Raw genomic sequence first — 20,197 nt, forward strand, 5'->3', positions numbered from 1 at the left:
GCCGCCTGGCGAGAAAATGACGCCGCTCGGCGAGAAACTCATCCGCCGGATCGAGAACTTCGGACCGATCACCATCGCCGACTACATGGCCGCCTGCCTCGGCGATCCCGAGCACGGCTATTACATGGCGCGTGAGCCGTTTGGCGTGGCGGGTGACTTCATCACCGCCCCGGAGGTCAGCCAGATCTTCGGCGAGCTGATCGGCCTGTGGGCGGTCGAGTGCTGGCGGCGCATGGGCAGCCCCGATGCCTTCGTCCTCGCCGAAATCGGCCCCGGCCGCGGCACGCTGATGGCCGACGCGCTGCGCGCCGCGCGGATCGCCCCCGGCTTCGAGCAGGCGGCGACGATCGTCCTCGTCGAGACGAGCCCGCGCCTCCGCGCCGTCCAGAACGATACCCTTGCCGGACATGCGGTCCGCTGGGCCGAACGGGTCGACGACCTTCCCGACGGCCCCACCATCCTGCTCGCCAACGAGTTCTTCGACGCCCTGCCGATTCGGCAATTCCTGCGCACGCCGGAAGGCTGGGCCGAACGCATGGTCGGCTTGCGCGACGGTGAGCTCGCCTTCGGCCTTCGCCCCGGCGCGCGGATCGACGGGGTCGGCGACGCTGCGCCGGCGGGCGCCGTCGTCGAGATCGCCTCGATCTCGACTGCCATCATGGCCACCCTCGCCGAGCGGCTGCAGCGCTTCGGCGGCGCGATGCTGGCGATCGACTACGGCCATGCCGAGACCGGCTACGGCGACACGCTGCAGGCCGTGCGCGGCCACCGTTTCGACCATCCGCTCGCCCATCCTGGCGAAGCGGATCTGACCGTGCATGTCGATTTCGCGGCCTTGGCCAAGGTCGCGGCCGCCCAGCACGCCCGGGCCTCGGAAATCTGGACGCAGGGCGATTTCCTCATCGCGCTCGGCCTGCTCGAACGGGCCGGCCGCCTCGGCGCCGGCAAGGACAGCGCCACCCAGGACGCAATCCGCGCCGCGGTCGAGCGGCTGGCAGGCCCGGACGCCATGGGCACGCTGTTCAAGGTCCTGTGCGTGACGGGCGGCGACCTCGTCTTGCCGCCATTCGGATGAATAGATCAATGCGCCGTTTCCTCGAAACGGCGCATTGATCTAGCTCCTTGTCTGCTCGCGTTTTCTTCACGCGAACCGGTACCCACTTCGCTCGAAAACGCTCTTGAGGGAGATCCCGATGAAGATCACTGCCGACGCACTTTCCGCCCTCCCCGGCATCCGGCACGGCTTCTTCACCCGCCGCGGCGGCGTCTCGGACGGCATCTATGCCAGCCTGAATTGTGGCGTCGGCTCGGCCGACGAGCGCGCCCATGTCCTGGAGAATCGCGCCCGCGTCACCGCCGAGCTCGGCGTGCCGCCCGGCCAGCTGGCGACGCCCTACCAGGTCCACAGCCCCGACGTCGTCATCGTCGACAAGATCTGGCCGACCGGCGACGGTCCCAAGGCCGACGCCGTCGTGACCAACCGGTCCGGCATCGCCATCGGCGTCGGCACCGCCGATTGCGGCCCCGTCCTGTTCGCCGATGGCGAGGCGGGCGTCGTCGGCGCCGCGCATGCCGGCTGGAAAGGCGCCTTCACCGGCGTGCTGGAGGCGACGGTCGCCGCGATGGAGAGCCTCGGCGCCCGGCGCGAGCGGATCGTCGCCGTGCTCGGCCCGACGATCTCGAAATCCGCCTATGAGGTCGGCCCAGAATTCCGCGCCCGCTTCCTCGAGGCCGGTGAGAGCAACGCGGCCTACTTCACGCCCTCGCCCCGCGCCGATCACCACCAGTTCGACCTGCCCGCCTATATCGGCATGCGGCTGCGCACGGCTGGCCTGGGCACGGTCGGCGATCTCGCCCTTTGCACCTATGCCGATCCGGATCGCTTCTTTTCCTATCGGCGCACCACTCATGCCGGCGAGCCCGACTACGGCCGCCTGCTGCACGCCATCAGCATCGCCGCCTGAGCTTGGACGAAGGGGCTTTCGCGCATGGCGAAGCACTTCTGGACCGCGCCGGAAATTGCCGCTAGACAGGATTTCGGGGTCCTGACGACCGCGCCGAAAGGACGATCGCCATGATGGTGAAGGGAAATCGGCCGCTGGCCTGCGCCGCCATCCTGTTGGCAACGCTTGTCCTGGCGGCTTGCAACAATACGCTGAGCGAGAGCCAGCCGGCGGCATCCGCGTCTCCCGACGCCAGTGCACCCGCTTTGCCGGCCGTGCCCTTCGCGACGGCGAAGTTCTCCTTTGCCCCGATTACCGGCGCGCCCGCCCATATCCTTTCAAGCCTGTCGACACAGCTCGCCCAGGAAGCAGTGGCGCAAAACGTCGCGCTCGTGCCGTCCGGCGACACGCAGGCCAGCTATGTGATCAAGGGCTATCTGTCGGCGGTCGGCGATTCCTCCGGCACCATCCTCGTCTATGTCTGGGACGTCTTCGACGCCAGCGGACGTCGCGTCCACCGCATTTCCGGCCAGGAAACCTCGGCCAACGGGTCGCAGGATCCGTGGCTCGGCGTCGACGGAGGGGCCATCTCGAATGTCGCGCGACGTACCGTCGCCGCCCTGGTTGCCTGGGGAACGGGCGCCTGACCAGGGCCGCCCTCTCATTCGGCGCTTGCCGCTCGAACGCGAATCGCGTTTGCAGTGCGGCGGCGCAGTTGGTACAACGCCGCCGCTCGAACGAACGGCTCCTCACGGGGTCGACTCTCCCTATACCTCCTCACGTCGGGACACGAGACCTTGAAGCTGGTTGCCGGAAACTCCAACCGGGTGCTCGCCGAGGCGATCGCCACCTATCTCGAAATCCCGCTCGCGAAGTGCTCGGTCCGACGGTTCGCGGACGAGGAAATCTTCGTCGAAATCCAGGAAAACGTGCGCGGCGAGGACGTCTTCGTCGTCCAGTCGACCAGTTTCCCGGCCAACGACCACCTGATGGAACTCCTGATCATCATTGATGCGTTGCGCCGCTCCTCAGCGCGCCGCATCACGGCGGTCCTGCCCTATTTCGGCTATGCCCGCCAGGACCGTAAGGCCGGCCCGCGCACGCCGATCTCGGCCAAGCTGGTCGCAAACCTGATCACCCATGCCGGCGCCGACCGCGTCCTCACCCTCGACCTGCACGCCGGGCAGATCCAGGGCTTCTTCGACATCCCCACCGACAATCTGTTCGCCGTTCCGGTGATCACCCGCGACATCAAGGAGCACTACGAGCTCCAGAACGTCATGGTCGTCTCGCCCGACGTCGGCGGCGTCGTCCGCGCCCGCGCGTTGGCCAAGCGCATCGACGCGCCGCTCGCCATCGTCGACAAGCGCCGCGAGCGCCCGGGCGAGTCGGAAGTCATGAACATCATCGGCAATGTCGAGGGTCGCGACTGCATCCTGTTCGACGACATCGTCGATTCCGGCGGCACGCTCTGCAACGCAGCCGAAGCGCTGCTGGCGCAGGGCGCCAAGTCGGTCGTCGCCTACATCACCCATGGCGTGCTGTCGGGCGGCGCCGTCGCCCGCATCAGCAATTCGGTGCTGAAGGAGTTGGTGATTACCGACTCGATCCAGCCGACCGAGGCCGTGCGTCAGGCGCCGAACATCCGCGTCACCTCGATCTCGACCCTGCTCGGCGAAGCGATCAACCGCACCGCCAGCGAGAAGTCGGTCTCAAGCCTGTTCATCTGACAAGGCATCGCTGCCGCCCGCGGGCGGCGCACAGCAAAGAAAAGGCCCGGATGCCAGCTGGCAGTCCGGGCCTTTTGCATGTTGGGACCTTCGAATGGCGGAGGCGCGCCTAGCGGCCGCTGTCCATGCCCACGAGCGCGACCTTGGCGTAGCCGGCGTCGCGCAGGCGGTTCATCAGTTCCATGACATCGCCATAGGGCACCTTGCGGTCGGCACGCAGATAGAGGCGCTCCTCGCGATTGCCCTTGGTGGCATGGTCGAGCGCCGCGCCGAGGCCGTCAACGGCGACCGGGTCGTTGCCGAGCACCAGCGACAGATCGGCCTTCAGCGACAGGAACAGCGGCTTGTCGGCGCGCGGCGCCGCCTTGGCGTTGGAGCGCGGCAGGTCGACCGGCGCGTCGACGGTCGCGAGCGGCGCCGCGACCATGAACACGATCAGCAGCACCAGCATCACGTCGATGAACGGCGTGACGTTGATCTCGCTGTTCTCGACGAGTTCGTCGTCGTGATGGCTGAGCTTGGCGGCCATGGCTCACCTCACTCCGCAGCGGCGAGGCGCGACGGCCCGCGCGCCTGGGCGCGATCGAGATCGCGCGATACCAGCCGCAGCGTCTCGGCCGCCACATCGGCGATCGCCGCCTTGTTGCCGGCGATGACGCGGGCAAAGACGTTGTAGAACAGCACGGCGGGAATGGCCGCGACGAGACCGAGCGCGGTCGCGAACAGCGCCTCGGCGATGCCGGGGGCGACAACCGCCAGATTGGTCGTATTGGCCTGGCTGATGCCGATGAACGAATTCATGATGCCCCAGACGGTGCCGAACAGGCCGACGAAGGGCGACAGCGAGCCGACCGTGGCGAGAACCGCCGTACCGCGGATCATGCCGCGACCGGCGGCGGATTCGATCCGCTCGAAGCGCGAAGCGACGCGCTCCTTGATGCCGTCGGCGGAGAGACCGGCGGAGATAGACACCTCCTCGGCCGCCGCCTGGACCAGCAGGGCCGCCGCATCCCGGCGTCGGGCTACCTGCGTCTCCGCCTCGGCCAGCGAGCGGGCATGGGCGATCCGCTCGCCGAGCGCGCGCGTCCGGTGCCGGATGCCGGCCAGTTCCAGCGTCTTCGACAGGAAGATCGCCCAGGTCAGGATCGACGCGATGGCCAGGCTGATCATGACGGTCTTCACGACGACGTCGGCATTCTCGAACATGCCGACCGGCGAGAGATCATGCGGCAGGGTCGCGCGATCGACGCCCCCGCCGCTGCCGGCTTCGGGCACATCGACCGTCGGCGGCGCGACGTATTCGACCGCCGGCGCTTCCGCCTGGCCATAGGCTGCGCTGATCCCGAAGGGCAGCGCGAGACCGACGATCGCGACGAGGAGCGCCGCACCGCGACGGAAGTTTCCAAGCATGGCCAGACATACCGCTAAAAGATGAGTTTCACAGTCCGAATAACGCACGGCCCGGATCGACGCAACCCGAACCAGCCGGCAAACCCGCTTGAACCAGCGGCCCAATCTTCCATTTGAGCAGGCGGACGGCGCGTTTCCGGCCGCTTCATGGGCCTGCGCAGCTTGTTCCATGGATCGGCCTCGTCTATAAGGACGCCGGCCGCGCCGACACCCCTGGAGGCACCGCGGCCTTTTTCTGTTTCACACAAGGAGAATACCGATGAGCAATACTTACGAGCTCACGGCCTCTGTCCGCAACCGCGTGGGCAAGGGGGCCGCCCGGGCGTCGCGTCGCGAAGGCAAGATTCCGGCCGTAATCTACGGCAACAAGCAGGCTCCTCTGGCGATCGAGCTGGACCACAAGACGATCTTCATGAAGCTCCATGGCGGCGGCTTCCTGACCACGATCGCGACCATCAACGTCGACGGCCAGAAGATCAACGTGATCCCGCGCGACTACGCGCTCGATCCGGTCACCGATCAGCCGATCCACGTCGATTTCCTGCGCGTCTCCGCTGGCTCGACCCTGCACGTCCAGATCCCCGTGCAGTTCATCAACGAAGAGAAGTCGCCGGGCCTGAAGCGCGGTGGTGTGCTGAACATCGTTCGCCACGACATCGACGCGACGGTCCCCGCCGATTCGATCCCGGATCACATCGTCGTTGACCTGACCGGCCTCGAGATCAACGACGCGGTCCACATCTCCGCCGTCAAGCTGCCGGCTGGCGTCACCCCGATCGTCTCCGAGCGTGACTTCACGATCGCCACGATCGCGGCTCCGGCTGGCCTGAAGAGCGAAGAAGGCGAAGCCGCGGCTACGGAAGCCGCCCCCGCCGCCAAGGCGTAAGCTTCGGTCCTCTCTCCGGTTCAGCGTGGGGGAAGCACGATGCTCCTCATTGTCGGTCTCGGTAACCCGGGCAGCCAATACGCGCTCAACCGGCACAATATCGGCTTCATGGCGGCGGATGCGATCCACCGCCGCCATGGCTTCAGCCCCTGGCGCTCGCGTTTCCAGGCGCTGGTCTCCGAGGGCACGCTCGCCGGCCGCAAGACGCTGCTGATGAAGCCCCAGACCTATATGAACGAGAGCGGCCGCGCCGTCGGCGAGGCGGCCCGCTTCCACAAGATCCCGAACGCCGACATCGTCGTCATGCATGACGAACTCGACCTGCCGGCGGCCAAGATCCGGATGAAGACCGGCGGCGGCCATGGCGGTCACAACGGCCTGCGTTCGATCAGCGCCCATATCGGCGAAGACTATCGCCGGCTGCGGCTCGGCATCGGCCATCCGGGTTCGAAGGAACTCGTGCACGGCTACGTTCTGCGCGATTTCGCCAAGGTCGACGGCGAGTGGATCAACCCCCTGCTCGACGCCATCGCCGACAATGCGGCGCTGCTCGCGGACGGCAAGGACAGCACCTTCGGCAACCGGCTGCACCGCAGCCTCGAACCCGAGAAGCCGGCCAAGACTGCCAAGGCCGACAACAAGGCTGACAAGCCGGCCAAAGCGGCCGGTACGGACACTCCGGCCAAGGCGGTCGCCACGGCGAACGCGGGACAGCCGGACAAGGGCGGCCAACCGGCCGTCGCCTCCACTTCACCAGCCTCGCCGCCAGCCGGCGGGCCGTTTGCGGCAGGGCTGAAGCGCCTCTTCGGCGTCAAGGACGAGTAAGGAACATCATGGGCTTCAAATGCGGGATCGTCGGCCTGCCGAATGTCGGCAAGTCGACCCTTTTCAACGCGCTGACCAAGACGGCGGCGGCGCAGGCGGCGAACTATCCCTTCTGCACCATCGAGCCGAACACCGGCGAGGTCGCCGTTCCCGATCCGCGCCTCGACAAGCTGGCGGAAGTCGGCAAGTCGCAGCAGATCGTGCCGACCCGCCTGACCTTCGTCGACATCGCCGGCCTGGTGCGGGGCGCTTCGAAGGGTGAAGGCCTGGGCAACCAGTTCCTTGCCAATATCCGCGAAGTCGATGCCATCGCGCATGTGCTGCGCTGCTTCGAGGACGGCGACGTCACCCACGTCGAAGGCCGCGTCGATCCCGTCGCCGATGCCGAGACGGTCGAGACTGAACTGATGCTGGCCGACCTCGACAGCCTGGAGCGTCGCGTCACGCCGCTGCGCAAACGCGCCGCCACGGACAAGGAAGCCAAGGCCCAGGTCGTGCTGATGGATGCAGCGCTTGAGCTGCTGCGCGAAGGCAAGCCCGCTCGCCTGATCCAGGTTTCGGACGACGACCGCGCCGCCTTCAACGCGCTCAACCTGCTGACGTCGAAACCTGTCCTCTATGTCTGCAATGTCGAGGAATCCGCTTCCGCGACCGGCAACGCCCATTCGGCCCGCGTCGCCGACATGGCCAAGGCGCAGGGCGCCGGCTGCGTGACGATCTCCGCCGCCATCGAGGCCGAGATTGCCCAGTTGGACGCCGCCGAGCAGGAAGAGTTCCTGGAGACGCTCGGCCTCGAGGAGCCCGGCCTCGACCGGCTGATCCGCGCCGGCTACGATTTGCTCGGCCTGATCACCTATTTCACGGTCGGCCCGAAGGAAGCCCGCGCCTGGACGATCACCAAGGGCACCAAGGCGCCGCAGGCCGCCGGCGTGATCCATTCCGATTTCGAGCGCGGCTTCATCCGCGCCCAGACAATCGCGTTCGACGACTATATCCGCCTCGGCGGTGAGGCCGGCGCCAAGGAAGCCGGCCGCGCCCGCGACGAAGGCAAGGACTATGTCGTCGCCGACGGCGACGTGCTGCTGTTCCGCTTCAATACCTGAGGCAGACGGACCCAATCGAAAAAGCCCGGCGAACGCGTTCGCCGGGCTTTTTTTGTCGAGTCCATAACTCGAAGGGTTCAGGCCGCGTCATGCGCCTTCGACTTCGCGGGCGCGGCGGCGTCGACCGTCGCCTCGGCCTCTCGTGCCAGCACCTTGCTAGCATCGTCGACGAGCTTTTCGGCAACAGCCTTGGCGTCCTCCGTCGCGGCATCCTTCGACTTCGCGCCGGCAGGCCGTGGCTCGGCCACAGGCGGAGTGCCGGAAGCGGGATCGGCAGGCTTGCGCTCTGCGGCCGGCGTCTCGTCCTTTGCAACCGGCTTGCGCGCCTCCACCTTGCGGCTTTCGGCCTGCCTGGCTTCCGCAATCCGCGGGCCGGTAGCGGGCCGGACATCTGGTGCCGCCGATCGCGCTTCGGCCGGCTTCCCGTCCACGGAGGGCTCTACATGCGGCGGTGCAACCCAGGCCGGGGCGGCAGGTTCCTCCAGATGCGCCTTGGTGCCAGCGGACGCGGCTGGCGGACGCGACACCGCGGGAGCCGGCTCGGCGGCACGCGCCGTAGCGCTGACGCTTTCGCGACGGGCGCGGATATCGGCCAGGCGGGCCTCGAGCGAACTCGTCTCGGCGGAACGTGCCTCGGCCGACCGGGTATCGCCCCTGCGGCCCTCGCCAGCCCCGATTGGGCCGACGTCCATCGGCTCGGACAACGCCACCTCGAGAACCTCGGCGAACGACAGCTCCGGAGCGACCGGCGCAACGGCGGCCAAGGGCGCCGCCGCCGGCACTGGCGCATGACGTTCGATGGCACCGAGATTGTCGCGGATGTCCATCAGGTTCTCGTTGACACGGAAGAGCATGATGACGGCTTCACAGGCGACCCGCGCGGCAACGATGCCGGCAAATCCGCCGATGATGCTGACCGCGATCGCCAGCAATCCGCCGGCCGGATCCACGGAAGCCAGCGTGATCCCGCCGATCAGGCCCGAAACGCCGAAGAGAACCGCGATCGCTGCGAGCAGCCAGAACAGCAGTTCGATAAACGACGTTGCGACGAACCGATCCCATTTGAAGAGGTCGAGAAAAGAGATCATTCCGTCATCCTAAGAAACACGCCGAGACGACACGCGTCAGGGTCTCACAATTCACGACGCGCCGCATCTTCCCAAGCCCTGAACCCGGCATCGCCCAGCATTGTGGCAACATATTCACCGGCAAGCTCGGACATTTTGGGTTCATAGGTTCGGATACGGCTGACGACCGGGGCAAACATGGCATCCGCGATGGTGAACTGACCGAACAGATACGGGCCATCGAGCCCATAGGCCGTGCGGCAATCCCGGAAAATCGAATCGATACGCGCAATGTCGGCGGCTACACCCGGCTCGTCGAGCCCAACGCCAGGCAAATGCTCGAACAGATCCATCGCCAGAGCCATCCTCAACGGCCGGAAGCCCGAATGCATCTCGGCAGAGATAGAGCGGGCGGTGGCGCGGGCAACACGATCGGCGGGCCAAAGACCGGCCTCGGGGTAGCATTCGGCCAGATATTCGCAGATCGCCAGCGAATCCCAGACCTTGACCGGCACCTGGCCGCGACGATCGATCAGCAGCGGCACCATGCCCGTCGGCCCCATCGCCACCGCCTCGGCCTTGCCGGCGGGGGTGCGATGCGACAGCACGACTTCGTCGAAGGGCGCGCCGGTCTGGCGTAGCGCCAGCCAGGGCCGCATCGACCAGCTGGACCAGTGGCGCGTGCCGATGACGATGGTGAAGTGCGGCATGTCAGTGCCCTTCGAAGGAAACCAGCGTGCGCACCGGAACATCGAGCGCGCGCAGCTTGGCCGCACCGCCGAGCTCGGGCAGGTCGATGATGAAGCAGGCAGCCTCGACGATGGCGCCCCGATTGCGCAGCAGCTTGACCGCGCCCTCGGCCGTGCCGCCGGTGGCGATCAGGTCGTCGACCAGGATGACCCGGTCGCCCTTGCCGACGGCGTCGACATGCATCTCCATCTCGTCCGTGCCGTATTCGAGCGCGTAGGACATGCTGACCGTCTCGTAGGGCAGCTTGCCCTTCTTGCGGATCGGCACGAAGCCCGCCGACAACTGGTGGGCGACGGCGCCGCCGATGATGAACCCCCGCGCCTCGATCCCCGCCACCTGGTCGATCTTGGCGCCGGCCCAGGGCTGCACCAACTCATCGATCGTGCGGCGGAACGCCCGCGCATTGCCGAGCAGCGTCGTGATATCGCGGAACTGGATGCCGGGCTTCGGATAGTCCACGATCGTGCGGATCGAAGCCGCGATTTCGTTCAAGGCTGAGGTCATGGTGACTTTCAGATGTCTGCGGAGATGCCGTAGGCTTGCCCCAGCTTGGCGTCCGCGTCCAGTTCGAAGACGGCGAATAACGCGTCAAGGCGCGCAGCCGTTCCGCGTGACCGGGGCGACCGGGCAGCGGAAGCCCCGAGAAGCAACGGACGACGAGGCCTCACGACCGTGCAAGGACCCGCCCGGCGACTGCGTCGAGCTTGGCCAGCAGGGCGGGGTCGCGCGCCGGCGGCGCCGTCATGATGGCATGGTCGAGCGCGCGATCGGAGCCGATCGGACAGGGCTCGTGCTCGGCCGGGAAATCGCGCGCCAGCCGGGCGACCAGGCGCTGCGCCCTGTCGCGGTTGTCGCCGAGCACTTGGATCACCTGCTCGACCGTTACAGCCTCATGTCCGGGATGCCAGCAATCATAGTCGGTGACCATGGCGATGGTGGCGTAGGAAATCTCCGCTTCGCGGGCGAGCTTCGCCTCCGGCATGTTGGTCATGCCGATCACCGAGGCGCCCCAGCTGCGATGCAGATGCGACTCGGCGGCGGAGGAGAATTGCGGCCCCTCCATGCAGACATAGGTGCCGCCGACATGGTGCTCGATCGCCTCGGCCTCGGCGGCGCGGCGGATCTGGTCGACCAGGCGCGGCGCCACCGGATGCGCCATCGAGACATGCGCGACGCAGCCATTGCCGAAGAAGCTCGACGGCCGCGCCACCGTCTTGTCGATGAACTGGTCGACGATGACGAAATCGCCGGGAAAGAGTTCCTGCTTCAGCGACCCGACGGCCGAGACGGAAACGAGATCGGTGACGCCCGCCCGCTTCAGCACGTCGATATTGGCGCGGTAGTCGATGCCGGAGGGAGACAGGCGGTGGCCGCGGCCATGGCGCGGCAGGAAGACGATTTCCGTCGCGCCGATGCGACCGAACCGGAGCTGGTCCGAGGGCTGCCCCCAGGGGCTCTCGACGGGCCGCCATTCCGCCCCTTCGAGGCCGGGCAGGTCATAGAGCCCCGACCCGCCGATGATGCCGAGAACCGCCTTGGTCATGGATCGCCACCTGTCCTGTCTCGTGGAGGGAGGAGGATCGCAAAGGGTCCGGCCGAGCTCAAGCGGGATTGGCGCGGGATGACGGCGAGTGCGGGCTGCGGCGGGTGATCATTTGAGGCACGGAGGACCGGCCCCTCAGTCGGGCCGGCTCTCCCTTGCGAAATAAGAAGCGCACCCTACGGCCACTTCACCACGGGCGGCATCGACGACAGGATCGAATCGATGTTGCCGCCGGTGCGCAGGCCGAAGATCGTGCCGCGATCGTAGAGCAGGTTGAACTCGACGTAGCGGCCGCGCCGGATCAGCTGCTCCTCGCGGTCGGCCTCGGTCCAGCTCTGGTCCATATTGGCGCGCACCGCCGCGTCATAGGCAGCCAGGAAGCTGATGCCGACATCCTGGGTGAAGGCGAAATCGGCGTCCCAGTCGCCGGAATTATGGCCGTCATAGAAGATGCCGCCAATGCCGCGCGGCTCGTTGCGGTGCTTCAAGAAGAAATAGTCGTCGCACCACGCCTTGTAGCGCTCGTAATCGGCGACCGGATGACGATCGCAGGCGCCCTGCATGGCGGCGTGGAAGGCGATGCTGTCCGGATCTTCCTGCGTCCGCCGGCGATCGAGCACCGGCGTCAGGTCAGCGCCGCCGCCGAACCACTGCTTGGTCGTCACCACCATGCGCGTATTCATGTGCACGGCCGGGACATTCGGATTGGTCATGTGCGCGATCAACGAGATGCCCGCCGCCCAGAAGCGCGGATCCTCGGCGGCACCCGGCATTTCCCTGGCGAATTCGGGGGCGAAAGTGCCATGCACGGTCGAGACATGGACGCCGACCTTCTCGAACAGGCGGCCATGCATCAGCGCCATCGTGCCGCCGCCGCCGGGCGCGCCGGTGTGGTCGGTGCGCTTCCACGGCTTGCGCTCGAACCGGCCGACCTTGTCGCCATAGAGTGCGGGCGATGCCGCGTCCTCCAGCGCCTCGAAGGCGGCGATGATGCGTCCCTGCAATTCGGCGAACCAGGAGCTCGCGCGAGCCTTCTTGTCCTCGAGTGCGTCAGGCAATGCCATTTCCATCTTCCTCAACAGCGGGTGCGCCCGGCAGGCCGCCGGTCTGTCGCAACGCCTCGCCGGTTACCATGGCGACCGTCATGGCGAGATTGATCGAGCGCAATCCCGGCCGCATCGGGACGATCAGTCGCGCCCCGGCCCGTTCATGCACCGATTCGGGCACGCCGGCGCTCTCGCGACCGAACAGCAGCACATCATCGGCGCGAAAGGCAAAATCCGTATAGGCCTGCTCGGCCCGGGTCGACAGCAGCACGAGCCGGGAGCCCTCTCCCGCCCGCCAATCCTCGAAGGCGGCGAAAGAAATGTGGCGCCGCAGCGCCGCGCGCTCCACATAGTCCATGCCGGCCCGTTTCAGGCCGCGATCGGAAAGGTCGAAGCCGGCCGGCTCGATGATATCCACCTCCACCCCGACACAGGCGGCGAAGCGCAGGATGGCGCCCGTATTGTGGGGGATGTCGGGCTGGTAGAGCGCAATGCGGGGCATATCGCCTTCATCTCAAGCAGGTTGGCGCGGCAGGGTCGCGGCAATGGTGATACAGGATCGGGAATGCTCCGCTACTTTGAACATCTGATCGATCCTTTCGTCCCGGAAGAAAGCGATCCGCCGACCGGCCTGCTCGCCTTCTACCGGCATTTCCTGATGCCGGTCTGGCCCTATGTCGTGGCCCTGATGGCGGCCGGCCTCGCCGTATCGCTGGCCGAAGTCGCGATCTATTCCTATGTCGGCCGGCTGGTCGACCTGATGACGTCAGGCCAACCCGGCATTTTCCTGGCCGAGCATGGCTGGCAACTGGCCGGCATGGCGCTCGTCGTCGTCGTCCTGCGCCCGCTCGTCAATGCCATCCAAACCGTATTGTCGAACCAGACCCTGCCGCCGGCGCTGACCGCCCGCGTGCGCTGGCTGAACCATCTGCATGTCGTCGGCCAGTCCTACTCGTTCTTCCAGAACGATTTCTCCGGCCGTATCGTGACCAAGATCGTGCAGACCGGATCGGCGCTGACGCAGTCGATCACCCAGGTGATCGACGCGCTCTGGGTCATCTCGGTCTTCATCGTCTCGGCCTTCTTCATTTTCGCCGATGTCAGCCTGCTGATGGCGGTGCCGCTGGCGATCTGGGTCGTGCTGCTCGCCGTCCTCGCCTATGTGTTCGTGCCGCGCGTGCGCAAGCGCGCCGCCGCCGCCTCCGAGGCGCGCTCGCTTCTGACCGGCAAGCTCGCCGACATCTACGGCAACATCCAGACGGTGAAGCTGTTTGCCCGCGACGGCCGTGAGGAGGATTCCGCCCGCAACGCCATCGCCGAGCAGACGGGCCGGATGCTCGACCAGAATCGCCTGCTCACCACGCTCTCCATCCTGATGCAGTTCACCAACGCGCTGCTGATCGGCGCGACGGGCGCCGCGGCGGTGGTGCTGTGGATGCGCGGCTCGATCAGCGCCGGCGAGACGGCGGTGGCGCTCGGCCTCGTCATGCGCCTCACCGTGATGTCCGGCCGGGTGATGATGACGCTGACCGGCCTGTTCGACAATGTCGGCACGGTCGAGGACGGCATGCGCACGATCGCCCGCCCGCATGGGCTGATCGACCAGCCGGACGCGCCGGATCTGGTCGTCTCCAAGGGCGAGATCGTCTTCGACAAGGTCGTCTTCAACTATGGCGGCAAGACACCCGTCCTGCGCGGCGTCGATCTCACGGTGAAGCCCGGCGAGCGCATCGGCCTGGTCGGTCGCTCGGGCGCCGGCAAGACGACCATGGTGAGCCTGCTGCTCCGCCTCTACGACCTTGAGGGCGGCGCGATCCGGATCGACGGTCAGGACATCTCGACCGTCACGCAAGGATCGCTGCGCGCCGCCATCGGCGTCGTCACCCAGGATACGGCGCTGCTGAACCGCTCGGTGCGCGACAATATCCGTTATGGCCGGCCGGACGCCGACGATGCGGCGGTCAGGGCCGCGGCGCGCCAAGCGGCGGCGGATGTGTTCATCGAGGGCCTTTCCGATCCGCGCGGCCGCACCGGCTATGACGCCCATGTCGGCGAGCGCGGCGTCAAGCTTTCGGGCGGCCAGCGCCAGCGCATCGCCATTGCCCGCGTACTTCTCAAGGACGCGCCGATCCTCGTGCTCGACGAAGCCACCTCGGCGCTCGACTCCGAGATCGAGGCGGTGATCCAGGAGCAGCTCGAAACGCTGATGGCCGACAAGACGGTGATCGCGATCGCGCACCGCCTCTCGACCATCGCTGCGATGGACCGGCTCGTCGTCATGGACGAAGGCCGCATCGTCGAAACCGGCACGCATCAGGAACTGCTGGCCGCGCAGGGCCTCTACGCCTCGCTCTGGGCGCGCCAGTCCGGCGGCTTTCTCGGCGACAACACCCCGCACGAGATCGCGGCGGAATAGAGCGCCTGACGGCGCCAGTCGGTCAAACTGTCGCACTTCGGCAACAAGTCGCATCGAAACGTCCGACCGAGCTGCAATGTCAGCAGATCGACGCGCCGATTGTGTCTATGAAGGACGTCTTCGCACCAGTTGCCGCGCCACGCGCCGCAACGCAGATCCAGGAGGGTTGGATGGAATTGGTCCCTATGCACATCCGGCCTGCGATCTGCCTCCGTCAGACGGCCAACGCCGCCTCCTGACGCTCCTGCTCCCGATCGACTGAACCGTCCGAACCTACCTCGGAACGCGTCGGTTCACCGCTCCCCCAAGGCTCATCGCGCTTCCGGATGACGGCCGTCTCCCGCCGGAGCCGCGCGCCTCGACTTCCGTTTCTCCGCCGCGCGGCCAGGCGCGGTCCAGCATCCAAACTCTGGACATTCCCATGTTCCGCTATTTCGAATCCCTGATCGATCCGTTCAAGAGCCACGACGACAGCATGCCGCCGGCGACCTTGCTCGGTTTCTACTGGCGATACTGCCGGCAGATCTGGCCTTTCCTGCTGATCCTGATGGCGATCGGCCTCGTCGTGTCGCTGATCGAGATCGCGATGCTTCGCTATATCGGTTCGATCGTCGATCTCCTGAAGGCGACGACGCCGAGCGAGATCCTCGCCGATTACGGCCCGACCTTCCTATGGATGGGTTTCGTCATCGTCATCGCCCGTCCTCTGGCGGCACTGGCGCATGACCTGGTCAACCAGCAGACGATCGCGCCGAACTTCACCAATCTGATCCGCTGGCAGACGCATCACTACGTCATGCGCCAGTCGATCACCTTCTTCGCCAACGACTTCGCCGGCCGCATCGCCTCGAAGATCGTGCAGACCGGTCCGGCGCTGCGCGAATCGGTGGTGCAGGTCATCGACGCGCTCTGGTTCGTGACGATCTTCGCGGGTTCGGCGCTGGTGATCTTCTGGAGCGCAGACTGGCGGCTGGCGATGCCGCTGCTGCTCTGGATCGTCGCCTATATCGCGACGCTGGCCTGGTTCGTGCCGCGCATCCGCGACCGCTCGACGATCATGTCGGAGATGCGCTCGCAGCTGACTGGCCGCATCGTCGACAGCTACACCAACGTCCAGACGGTGAAGCTGTTCGCCCATCCGGAGCGCGAGGACGACTATGCCAAGGAGGCGCTGGTCGAGCACACCGCCGCCTTCAAGGACGAGACGCGCCTGATCACGGCGATGAACGCCACGGTGTCGAGCCTGAACGGCTTGCTGGTGATGGCGACGGGCTCGCTCGCCGTCTGGCTCTGGTCGTTCAACGCCCTCACCCTCGGCGCGATCGCCGTCGCGGCCGGCCTCGCCATCCGCATCACCAACATGTCCGGCTGGATCATGTGGGTGGCGGTCGGTATCTTCGAGCAGATGGGCACCGTGCAGGAGGGGCTGGAGACGATTGCCCGCCCCTATGAACTGCTCGACAAGCCGGGCGCCAAGCCGCTCGTCGCCGACAAGGGTGAGATCCGCTTCGAGAATGTCCGCTTCCACTATGGCAAGGCGGGCGGCATCATCGAGGACCTCACCTTCACCATCCGTCCCGGCGAGAAGGTCGGCCTGGTCGGCCGCTCCGGCGCCGGCAAGTCGACGCTGGTCAACCTGCTGCTCCGCTTCTACGACGTCGAGAGCGGGCGGGTGCTGATCGACGGGCAGAACGTCGCCGACGTGACGCAGGACAGCCTGCGCCAGCAGATCGGCCTCGTCACGCAGGACACCTCGCTGCTGCACCGCTCGGTCCGCGACAACATTCTCTACGGCCGCCCCGATGCGTCCGAGGAAGCGGTCGTGCGGGCGGCCCGGCTCGCGCATGCCGACGGCTTCATCGCCGGCCTCTCCGATCCGAAGGGACGGACCGGGCTCGACGCCCATGTCGGCGAACGCGGCGTCAAGCTGTCGGGCGGCCAGCGGCAGCGCATCGCCATCGCCCGCGTGCTGCTGAAGGACGCGCCGATCCTCGTCCTCGACGAGGCGACATCGGCGCTCGACTCGGAGGTTGAGGCGGCGATCCAGGAGAGCTTCACCGAACTGATGGCCGGCAAGACGGTGATCGCGATCGCCCACCGCCTCTCGACCATCGCCGCGATGGACCGCCTGATCGTGCTCGATCAAGGGCACATCGTCGAGACCGGCAGTCACGACCAGCTGCTCCGGCACGACGGTCTCTATGCCAGCCTGTGGCGCCGGCAGTCGGGCGGCTTCCTCGACATGGCGACCGCCTGAGGTACGGGCGGGGTGGGCCAATCGCCCTCCCCGTCCCTGCATCCCGATCAGGCGGCCGCGAGTGGCGCGTAGTTCGCGATATCCGCCGTGATGCCGAGCCGCGCCAGCGTCTCGTTCCGGTCGAAGCCGATTGCGGCATGGTATTTCGCCACCGCCTCGCTGACCCGGCCGACGACATCCTCATTCGCCCATTCCACCACCGTGACGATGTTGAAGGCCCCCGGCCCCGATTGCTGCTCGAGGATCAGGTCGCGGACGAAACCCTCCTGCCGGCGCAGGACCCCGTGGGTGTCGCGAACACGCGCGAGGAACTCGTCGCGGGCTTCCGCCGGCACGATGAATTTGTCGACCCGGTAGAGCGGCCGGGCAGACGCCGCTCCATCACTCCGGGGAGCGTCGCTGATAGAAGAAGCATCCTGGAAGACAACGGGGTCGCTCATGGCTATCTCCTGTTGGCGGAAGTCGTCGGAAGGAAGGGGCGATCTCAGCCCCGCTCATTCCAATTATATGCATGAGTCATGCATATATAACAAGAGAGCTTTCGACGACGGGGAAATCGCTTTGCGTCGACGGCCGGACCCGATGCAAGATCGCACCATGACGAACCTTGATGACGAATCCCGGCGCCGCATCGGCCGCTTGGGGGCCGATGCGCTCGAACGGCTGGAGCGTGAGCCCGAGCGCGCCGACGGCATCGAGCTGATTGATGCCGCGCTCGGGCGCATCCGGCGTAGCATGGCGCGGCAATCGCTCGGCCGGCGGGTGCTTGCCGATCTCGGCGCCGACATCGACCCCAGCCTGGTCGAGGTTCTGCACGCGATCGCCGGCGGGAGCGCGAACTCGCCGGACGTCGTCTCGATCGGCGTCGTCGCGCAGGAGATGGGTGTCGACCCCTCCCAGGCGAGTCGCCTCGTGCGCGAAGCCGTGGCGGCGGGGCTTGTCGGGCGAGTCGCATCACCCGACGACGCCCGCCGCAGCGCCCTGCAGCTGACCGAGCTGGGGGCGGCGCTGGTTGCCAGCTCGCGAAATTACAAGCATGCTCTGCTTCTGGAGCATTTCCGCGATTGGTCGGAACAGGACCTCAGCGATTTTGCCCGTCTGTTGACGCGGTTTTCGTCGATCGCTCGTCCCGATGGCCGTAGCTGAGCCCGCCGTCCCGCGACAATGTGCGCATACTGTGTCCGCTCTCTGGACATTCCTCGCGGTCGGTGGCTAAACAGCTTCTAATCTGAGAGATGGGGACCATGGCGGTTTTCCCATCTATTTTCGGCCGGCTGCCTTGGGCATCGTTCTGGTGCACAACGCAAACGGTCGATGACGACGGCAGCTCCCGCTTCCGAGGACTGAGAGGGGATCATCTTGGCTGAAACCGCTACGGCAGTACCGACCCGCCGCGACTTTCTATTTATTGCGACCGGCGCTGTGGGCGCCGTCGGTGTCGCCGCCGCTATCTGGCCCTTCATCAATCAGATGAATCCTGACGCATCGGCGCTGGCTCTGGCTTCCACGGAAGTCGACATTTCGGCGCTGCAGCCCGGCGACACGCTGACCGTCAAGTGGCGCGGCAAGCCCGTTGTCGTGCGCAACCGTACCCAGAAGGAAATCGACGAGGCGAAAAGCGTCGCCCTGTCCGACCTGAAGGACCCGGTCGCCCGCAACGCAAACCTGCAGCTCGACGCTCCGGCGACCGACGAAAACCGCGCCGCGCCGGGCAAGGAAAACTGGTTCGTGATGGTCAATGTCTGCACCCATCTGGGTTGCATTCCGCTTGGCCAGCAGGGTGAATTCGGCGGCTGGTTCTGCCCTTGCCACGGCTCGCACTACGATACGGCCGGCCGCATCCGCGGTGGTCCGGCTCCAGAGAACATGGCCGTTCCGGTCTATTCGTTCCTGAGCGACACCAAGATCAAGATCGGCTGATCGGGAGAAATTTGAGATCATGTCCGGACCATCGACCTATCAGCCGCAGAACGGTTTCCTGAAGTGGTTTGAGTCGCGCCTTCCGCTGGGCGGGCTCATCCATTCGTCGTTCATCGTGTTCCCGAACCCGCGGAACCTGAACTACTGGTGGACCTTCGGCGGCATCCTCGCCTTCATGCTGGTGGCGCAGATCCTCACCGGCGTCGTGCTGGTGATGCACTACACCCCGCATACGTCGCTCGCCTTCACCTCCGTCGAAGGCATCATGCGTGACGTCAACTATGGCTGGCTGCTGCGCTACCTCCACGCCAATGGCGCGTCGATGTTCTTCATCGCCGTCTACATCCATATCTTCCGCGGCCTCTACTACGGCTCCTACAAGGCGCCGCGCGAGGTGCTGTGGATCCTCGGCATGATCATCTTCCTGCTGATGATGGCCACCGGCTTCATGGGCTACGTGCTTCCCTGGGGACAGATGTCCTTCTGGGGCGCCACCGTGATCACCAACCTCTTCTCGGCGATCCCGATCGTCGGCGAGACCATCGTGACCTGGCTCTGGGGCGGCTTCGCGGTCGACAACCCGACCCTGAACCGGTTCTTCTCGCTCCACTACCTGCTGCCGTTCATGATCGCCGGCGTCGTCGTCCTGCATATCTGGGCGCTGCATGTTCCGGGCTCGAACAACCCGACCGGCGTGTCCGTCAAGAGCAGCCAGGACACCCTGCCCTTCCATCCCTACTTCACCGTCAAGGATGCGCTCGGCCTGGTCGTCTTCCTGATCGTCTTCATGTGGTTCGTGTTCTACCTGCCGAACTTCATGGGTCATGCCGACAACTACATCCCGGCTGATCCGCTGGTGACGCCGGCGCACATCGTTCCGGAATGGTACTTCCTGCCGTTCTACGCGATCCTGCGTTCGGTTCCGGACAAGCTGGGCGGCGTCATCGCCATGTTCGGCGCCATCGCGGTCCTGTTTGTCGTGCCCTGGCTCGACACCTCGAAGGTTCGCTCGGCCAATTTCCGCCCGCTCTATCGCCAGTTCTTCTGGATCCTGGTGCTGGTCTCGATCGGCCTCGGCTATCTCGGCTCGCGCCCGGCCGAGGGTGGATACGTCATCGCCTCGCGCATCCTGACGATCTACTACTTCGCCCACTTCCTGGTGATCCTGCCGCTGCTCGGCCTGTTCGAGAAGCCGAAGCCCCTCCCCGCCTCGATCACCGAGTCGGTTCTTGGCAAGGGTGCGGCCAATGTCACCGCCGGTGCGCCCGCCGCGCCGCAGACCAAGTAAGCCGCGAGAGGAT

The 20,197-nt window shown here is 66.3% G+C and carries 21 protein-coding genes; 12 read left to right on the plus strand and 9 right to left on the minus strand.

Going from position 1 to position 20,197, the window contains the following annotated elements:
- Positions 1–16 precede the first annotated feature (16 nt).
- From G342_RS0113650 to G342_RS0113665, 4 genes are all read left to right on the plus strand, one after another.
- Positions 17–1,075 (plus strand): class I SAM-dependent methyltransferase, encoded by a 1,059-nt coding sequence (locus G342_RS0113650; RefSeq protein ID WP_018183715.1) that lies wholly within the window; start codon positions 17–19, stop codon positions 1,073–1,075.
- 118 nt (positions 1,076–1,193) lie between these two features.
- Positions 1,194–1,964: a peptidoglycan editing factor PgeF gene (gene pgeF / locus G342_RS0113655; protein ID WP_018183716.1), complete on the plus strand. Its 771-nt coding sequence runs from the start codon at positions 1,194–1,196 to the stop codon at positions 1,962–1,964.
- Between the two features lie 110 nt (positions 1,965–2,074).
- Complete coding sequence (locus tag G342_RS0113660; RefSeq protein WP_018183717.1) at positions 2,075–2,590, plus strand: hypothetical protein; 516 nt, start codon at positions 2,075–2,077, stop codon at positions 2,588–2,590.
- Positions 2,591–2,740: 150 nt separating this feature from the next.
- Entirely contained in the window at positions 2,741–3,673 is a 933-nt protein-coding gene (locus G342_RS0113665) for a ribose-phosphate pyrophosphokinase (protein WP_026304423.1), read from the plus strand.
- A 109-nt stretch (positions 3,674–3,782) separates the two neighbouring features.
- On the opposite strand, the gene exbD is transcribed toward G342_RS0113665, so the two are convergent.
- Positions 3,783–4,202, minus strand: coding sequence for a TonB system transport protein ExbD (exbD, locus tag G342_RS0113670; RefSeq protein WP_018183719.1), 420 nt, complete (start codon positions 4,200–4,202; stop codon positions 3,783–3,785).
- 8 nt (positions 4,203–4,210) lie between these two features.
- Entirely contained in the window at positions 4,211–5,083 is an 873-nt protein-coding gene (gene exbB / locus G342_RS0113675; protein ID WP_018183720.1) for a tonB-system energizer ExbB, read from the minus strand.
- A gap of 259 nt (positions 5,084–5,342) precedes the next feature.
- Here exbB and G342_RS0113680 point away from each other — a divergent pair, with 259 nt between their 5' ends.
- Genes G342_RS0113680 through ychF form a run of 3 tightly spaced genes read left to right on the plus strand, consistent with a single transcriptional unit; the run spans position 5,343 to position 7,897 of the window.
- Positions 5,343–5,969 (plus strand): 50S ribosomal protein L25/general stress protein Ctc, encoded by a 627-nt coding sequence (locus tag G342_RS0113680; RefSeq protein ID WP_018183721.1) that lies wholly within the window; start codon positions 5,343–5,345, stop codon positions 5,967–5,969.
- Between the two features lie 39 nt (positions 5,970–6,008).
- Positions 6,009–6,794, plus strand: coding sequence for an aminoacyl-tRNA hydrolase (gene pth, locus G342_RS24140; protein WP_018183722.1), 786 nt, complete (start codon positions 6,009–6,011; stop codon positions 6,792–6,794).
- Between the two features lie 8 nt (positions 6,795–6,802).
- Entirely contained in the window at positions 6,803–7,897 is a 1,095-nt protein-coding gene (gene ychF / locus G342_RS0113690) for a redox-regulated ATPase YchF (protein ID WP_018183723.1), read from the plus strand.
- Between the two features lie 77 nt (positions 7,898–7,974).
- On the opposite strand, the gene G342_RS25325 is transcribed toward ychF, so the two are convergent.
- The 6 genes from G342_RS25325 to G342_RS0113720 form a co-directional block, all read right to left on the minus strand.
- The gene (locus G342_RS25325; protein ID WP_018183724.1) at positions 7,975–8,985 is read right to left on the minus strand and encodes a DUF4282 domain-containing protein; all 1,011 of its coding nucleotides are present in this window, start codon (positions 8,983–8,985) and stop codon (positions 7,975–7,977) included.
- A gap of 44 nt (positions 8,986–9,029) precedes the next feature.
- Positions 9,030–9,674, minus strand: a complete 645-nt coding sequence (locus G342_RS0113700; protein WP_018183725.1) for a glutathione S-transferase family protein — start codon at positions 9,672–9,674, stop codon at positions 9,030–9,032.
- A 1-nt stretch (position 9,675) separates the two neighbouring features.
- Positions 9,676–10,218 carry an adenine phosphoribosyltransferase gene (locus tag G342_RS0113705; protein ID WP_018183726.1) on the minus strand — a complete coding sequence of 181 codons (543 nt, stop codon included), beginning with the start codon at positions 10,216–10,218 and terminating at the stop codon, positions 9,676–9,678.
- Positions 10,219–10,378: 160 nt separating this feature from the next.
- Positions 10,379–11,257, minus strand: coding sequence for an S-methyl-5'-thioadenosine phosphorylase (locus G342_RS0113710; RefSeq protein WP_018183727.1), 879 nt, complete (start codon positions 11,255–11,257; stop codon positions 10,379–10,381).
- A gap of 176 nt (positions 11,258–11,433) precedes the next feature.
- Complete coding sequence (gene hemF / locus G342_RS0113715; protein ID WP_425402225.1) at positions 11,434–12,321, minus strand: oxygen-dependent coproporphyrinogen oxidase; 888 nt, start codon at positions 12,319–12,321, stop codon at positions 11,434–11,436.
- A complete protein-coding gene (locus G342_RS0113720) occupies positions 12,308–12,805 on the minus strand; it encodes a tRNA (cytidine(34)-2'-O)-methyltransferase (RefSeq protein ID WP_018183729.1) in 498 nt (165 codons plus the stop codon). The genes hemF and G342_RS0113720 overlap by 14 nt, the downstream gene beginning before the upstream one ends.
- Before the next feature lie 63 nt (positions 12,806–12,868).
- Here G342_RS0113720 and G342_RS0113725 point away from each other — a divergent pair, with 63 nt between their 5' ends.
- Positions 12,869–14,719 carry an ABC transporter ATP-binding protein gene (locus tag G342_RS0113725; RefSeq protein WP_018183730.1) on the plus strand — a complete coding sequence of 617 codons (1,851 nt, stop codon included), beginning with the start codon at positions 12,869–12,871 and terminating at the stop codon, positions 14,717–14,719.
- A gap of 421 nt (positions 14,720–15,140) precedes the next feature.
- Positions 15,141–16,976 (plus strand): ABC transporter ATP-binding protein, encoded by a 1,836-nt coding sequence (locus G342_RS0113735; protein ID WP_018183732.1) that lies wholly within the window; start codon positions 15,141–15,143, stop codon positions 16,974–16,976.
- A 47-nt stretch (positions 16,977–17,023) separates the two neighbouring features.
- Here G342_RS0113735 and G342_RS24150 read toward each other — a convergent pair whose 3' ends face one another.
- Positions 17,024–17,416 (minus strand): antibiotic biosynthesis monooxygenase family protein, encoded by a 393-nt coding sequence (locus G342_RS24150; RefSeq protein ID WP_018183733.1) that lies wholly within the window; start codon positions 17,414–17,416, stop codon positions 17,024–17,026.
- Positions 17,417–17,573: 157 nt separating this feature from the next.
- On the opposite strand from G342_RS24150, the gene G342_RS24155 reads away from it, so the two are divergent.
- The 3 genes from G342_RS24155 to G342_RS0113755 all read left to right on the plus strand — a co-directional run bounded on the left by G342_RS24155 (position 17,574) and on the right by G342_RS0113755 (position 20,184).
- Positions 17,574–18,122: a MarR family winged helix-turn-helix transcriptional regulator gene (locus G342_RS24155; protein ID WP_198010793.1), complete on the plus strand. Its 549-nt coding sequence runs from the start codon at positions 17,574–17,576 to the stop codon at positions 18,120–18,122.
- Between the two features lie 213 nt (positions 18,123–18,335).
- Positions 18,336–18,896 (plus strand): ubiquinol-cytochrome c reductase iron-sulfur subunit, encoded by a 561-nt coding sequence (gene petA / locus G342_RS0113750; RefSeq protein ID WP_026304426.1) that lies wholly within the window; start codon positions 18,336–18,338, stop codon positions 18,894–18,896.
- Between the two features lie 19 nt (positions 18,897–18,915).
- Entirely contained in the window at positions 18,916–20,184 is a 1,269-nt protein-coding gene (locus tag G342_RS0113755) for a cytochrome b (protein ID WP_018183736.1), read from the plus strand.
- Positions 20,185–20,197 lie beyond the last annotated feature (13 nt).

This window comes from Kaistia granuli DSM 23481, from assembly GCF_000380505.1.
In the GTDB taxonomy this organism is placed as follows: domain Bacteria; phylum Pseudomonadota; class Alphaproteobacteria; order Rhizobiales; family Kaistiaceae; genus Kaistia; species Kaistia granuli.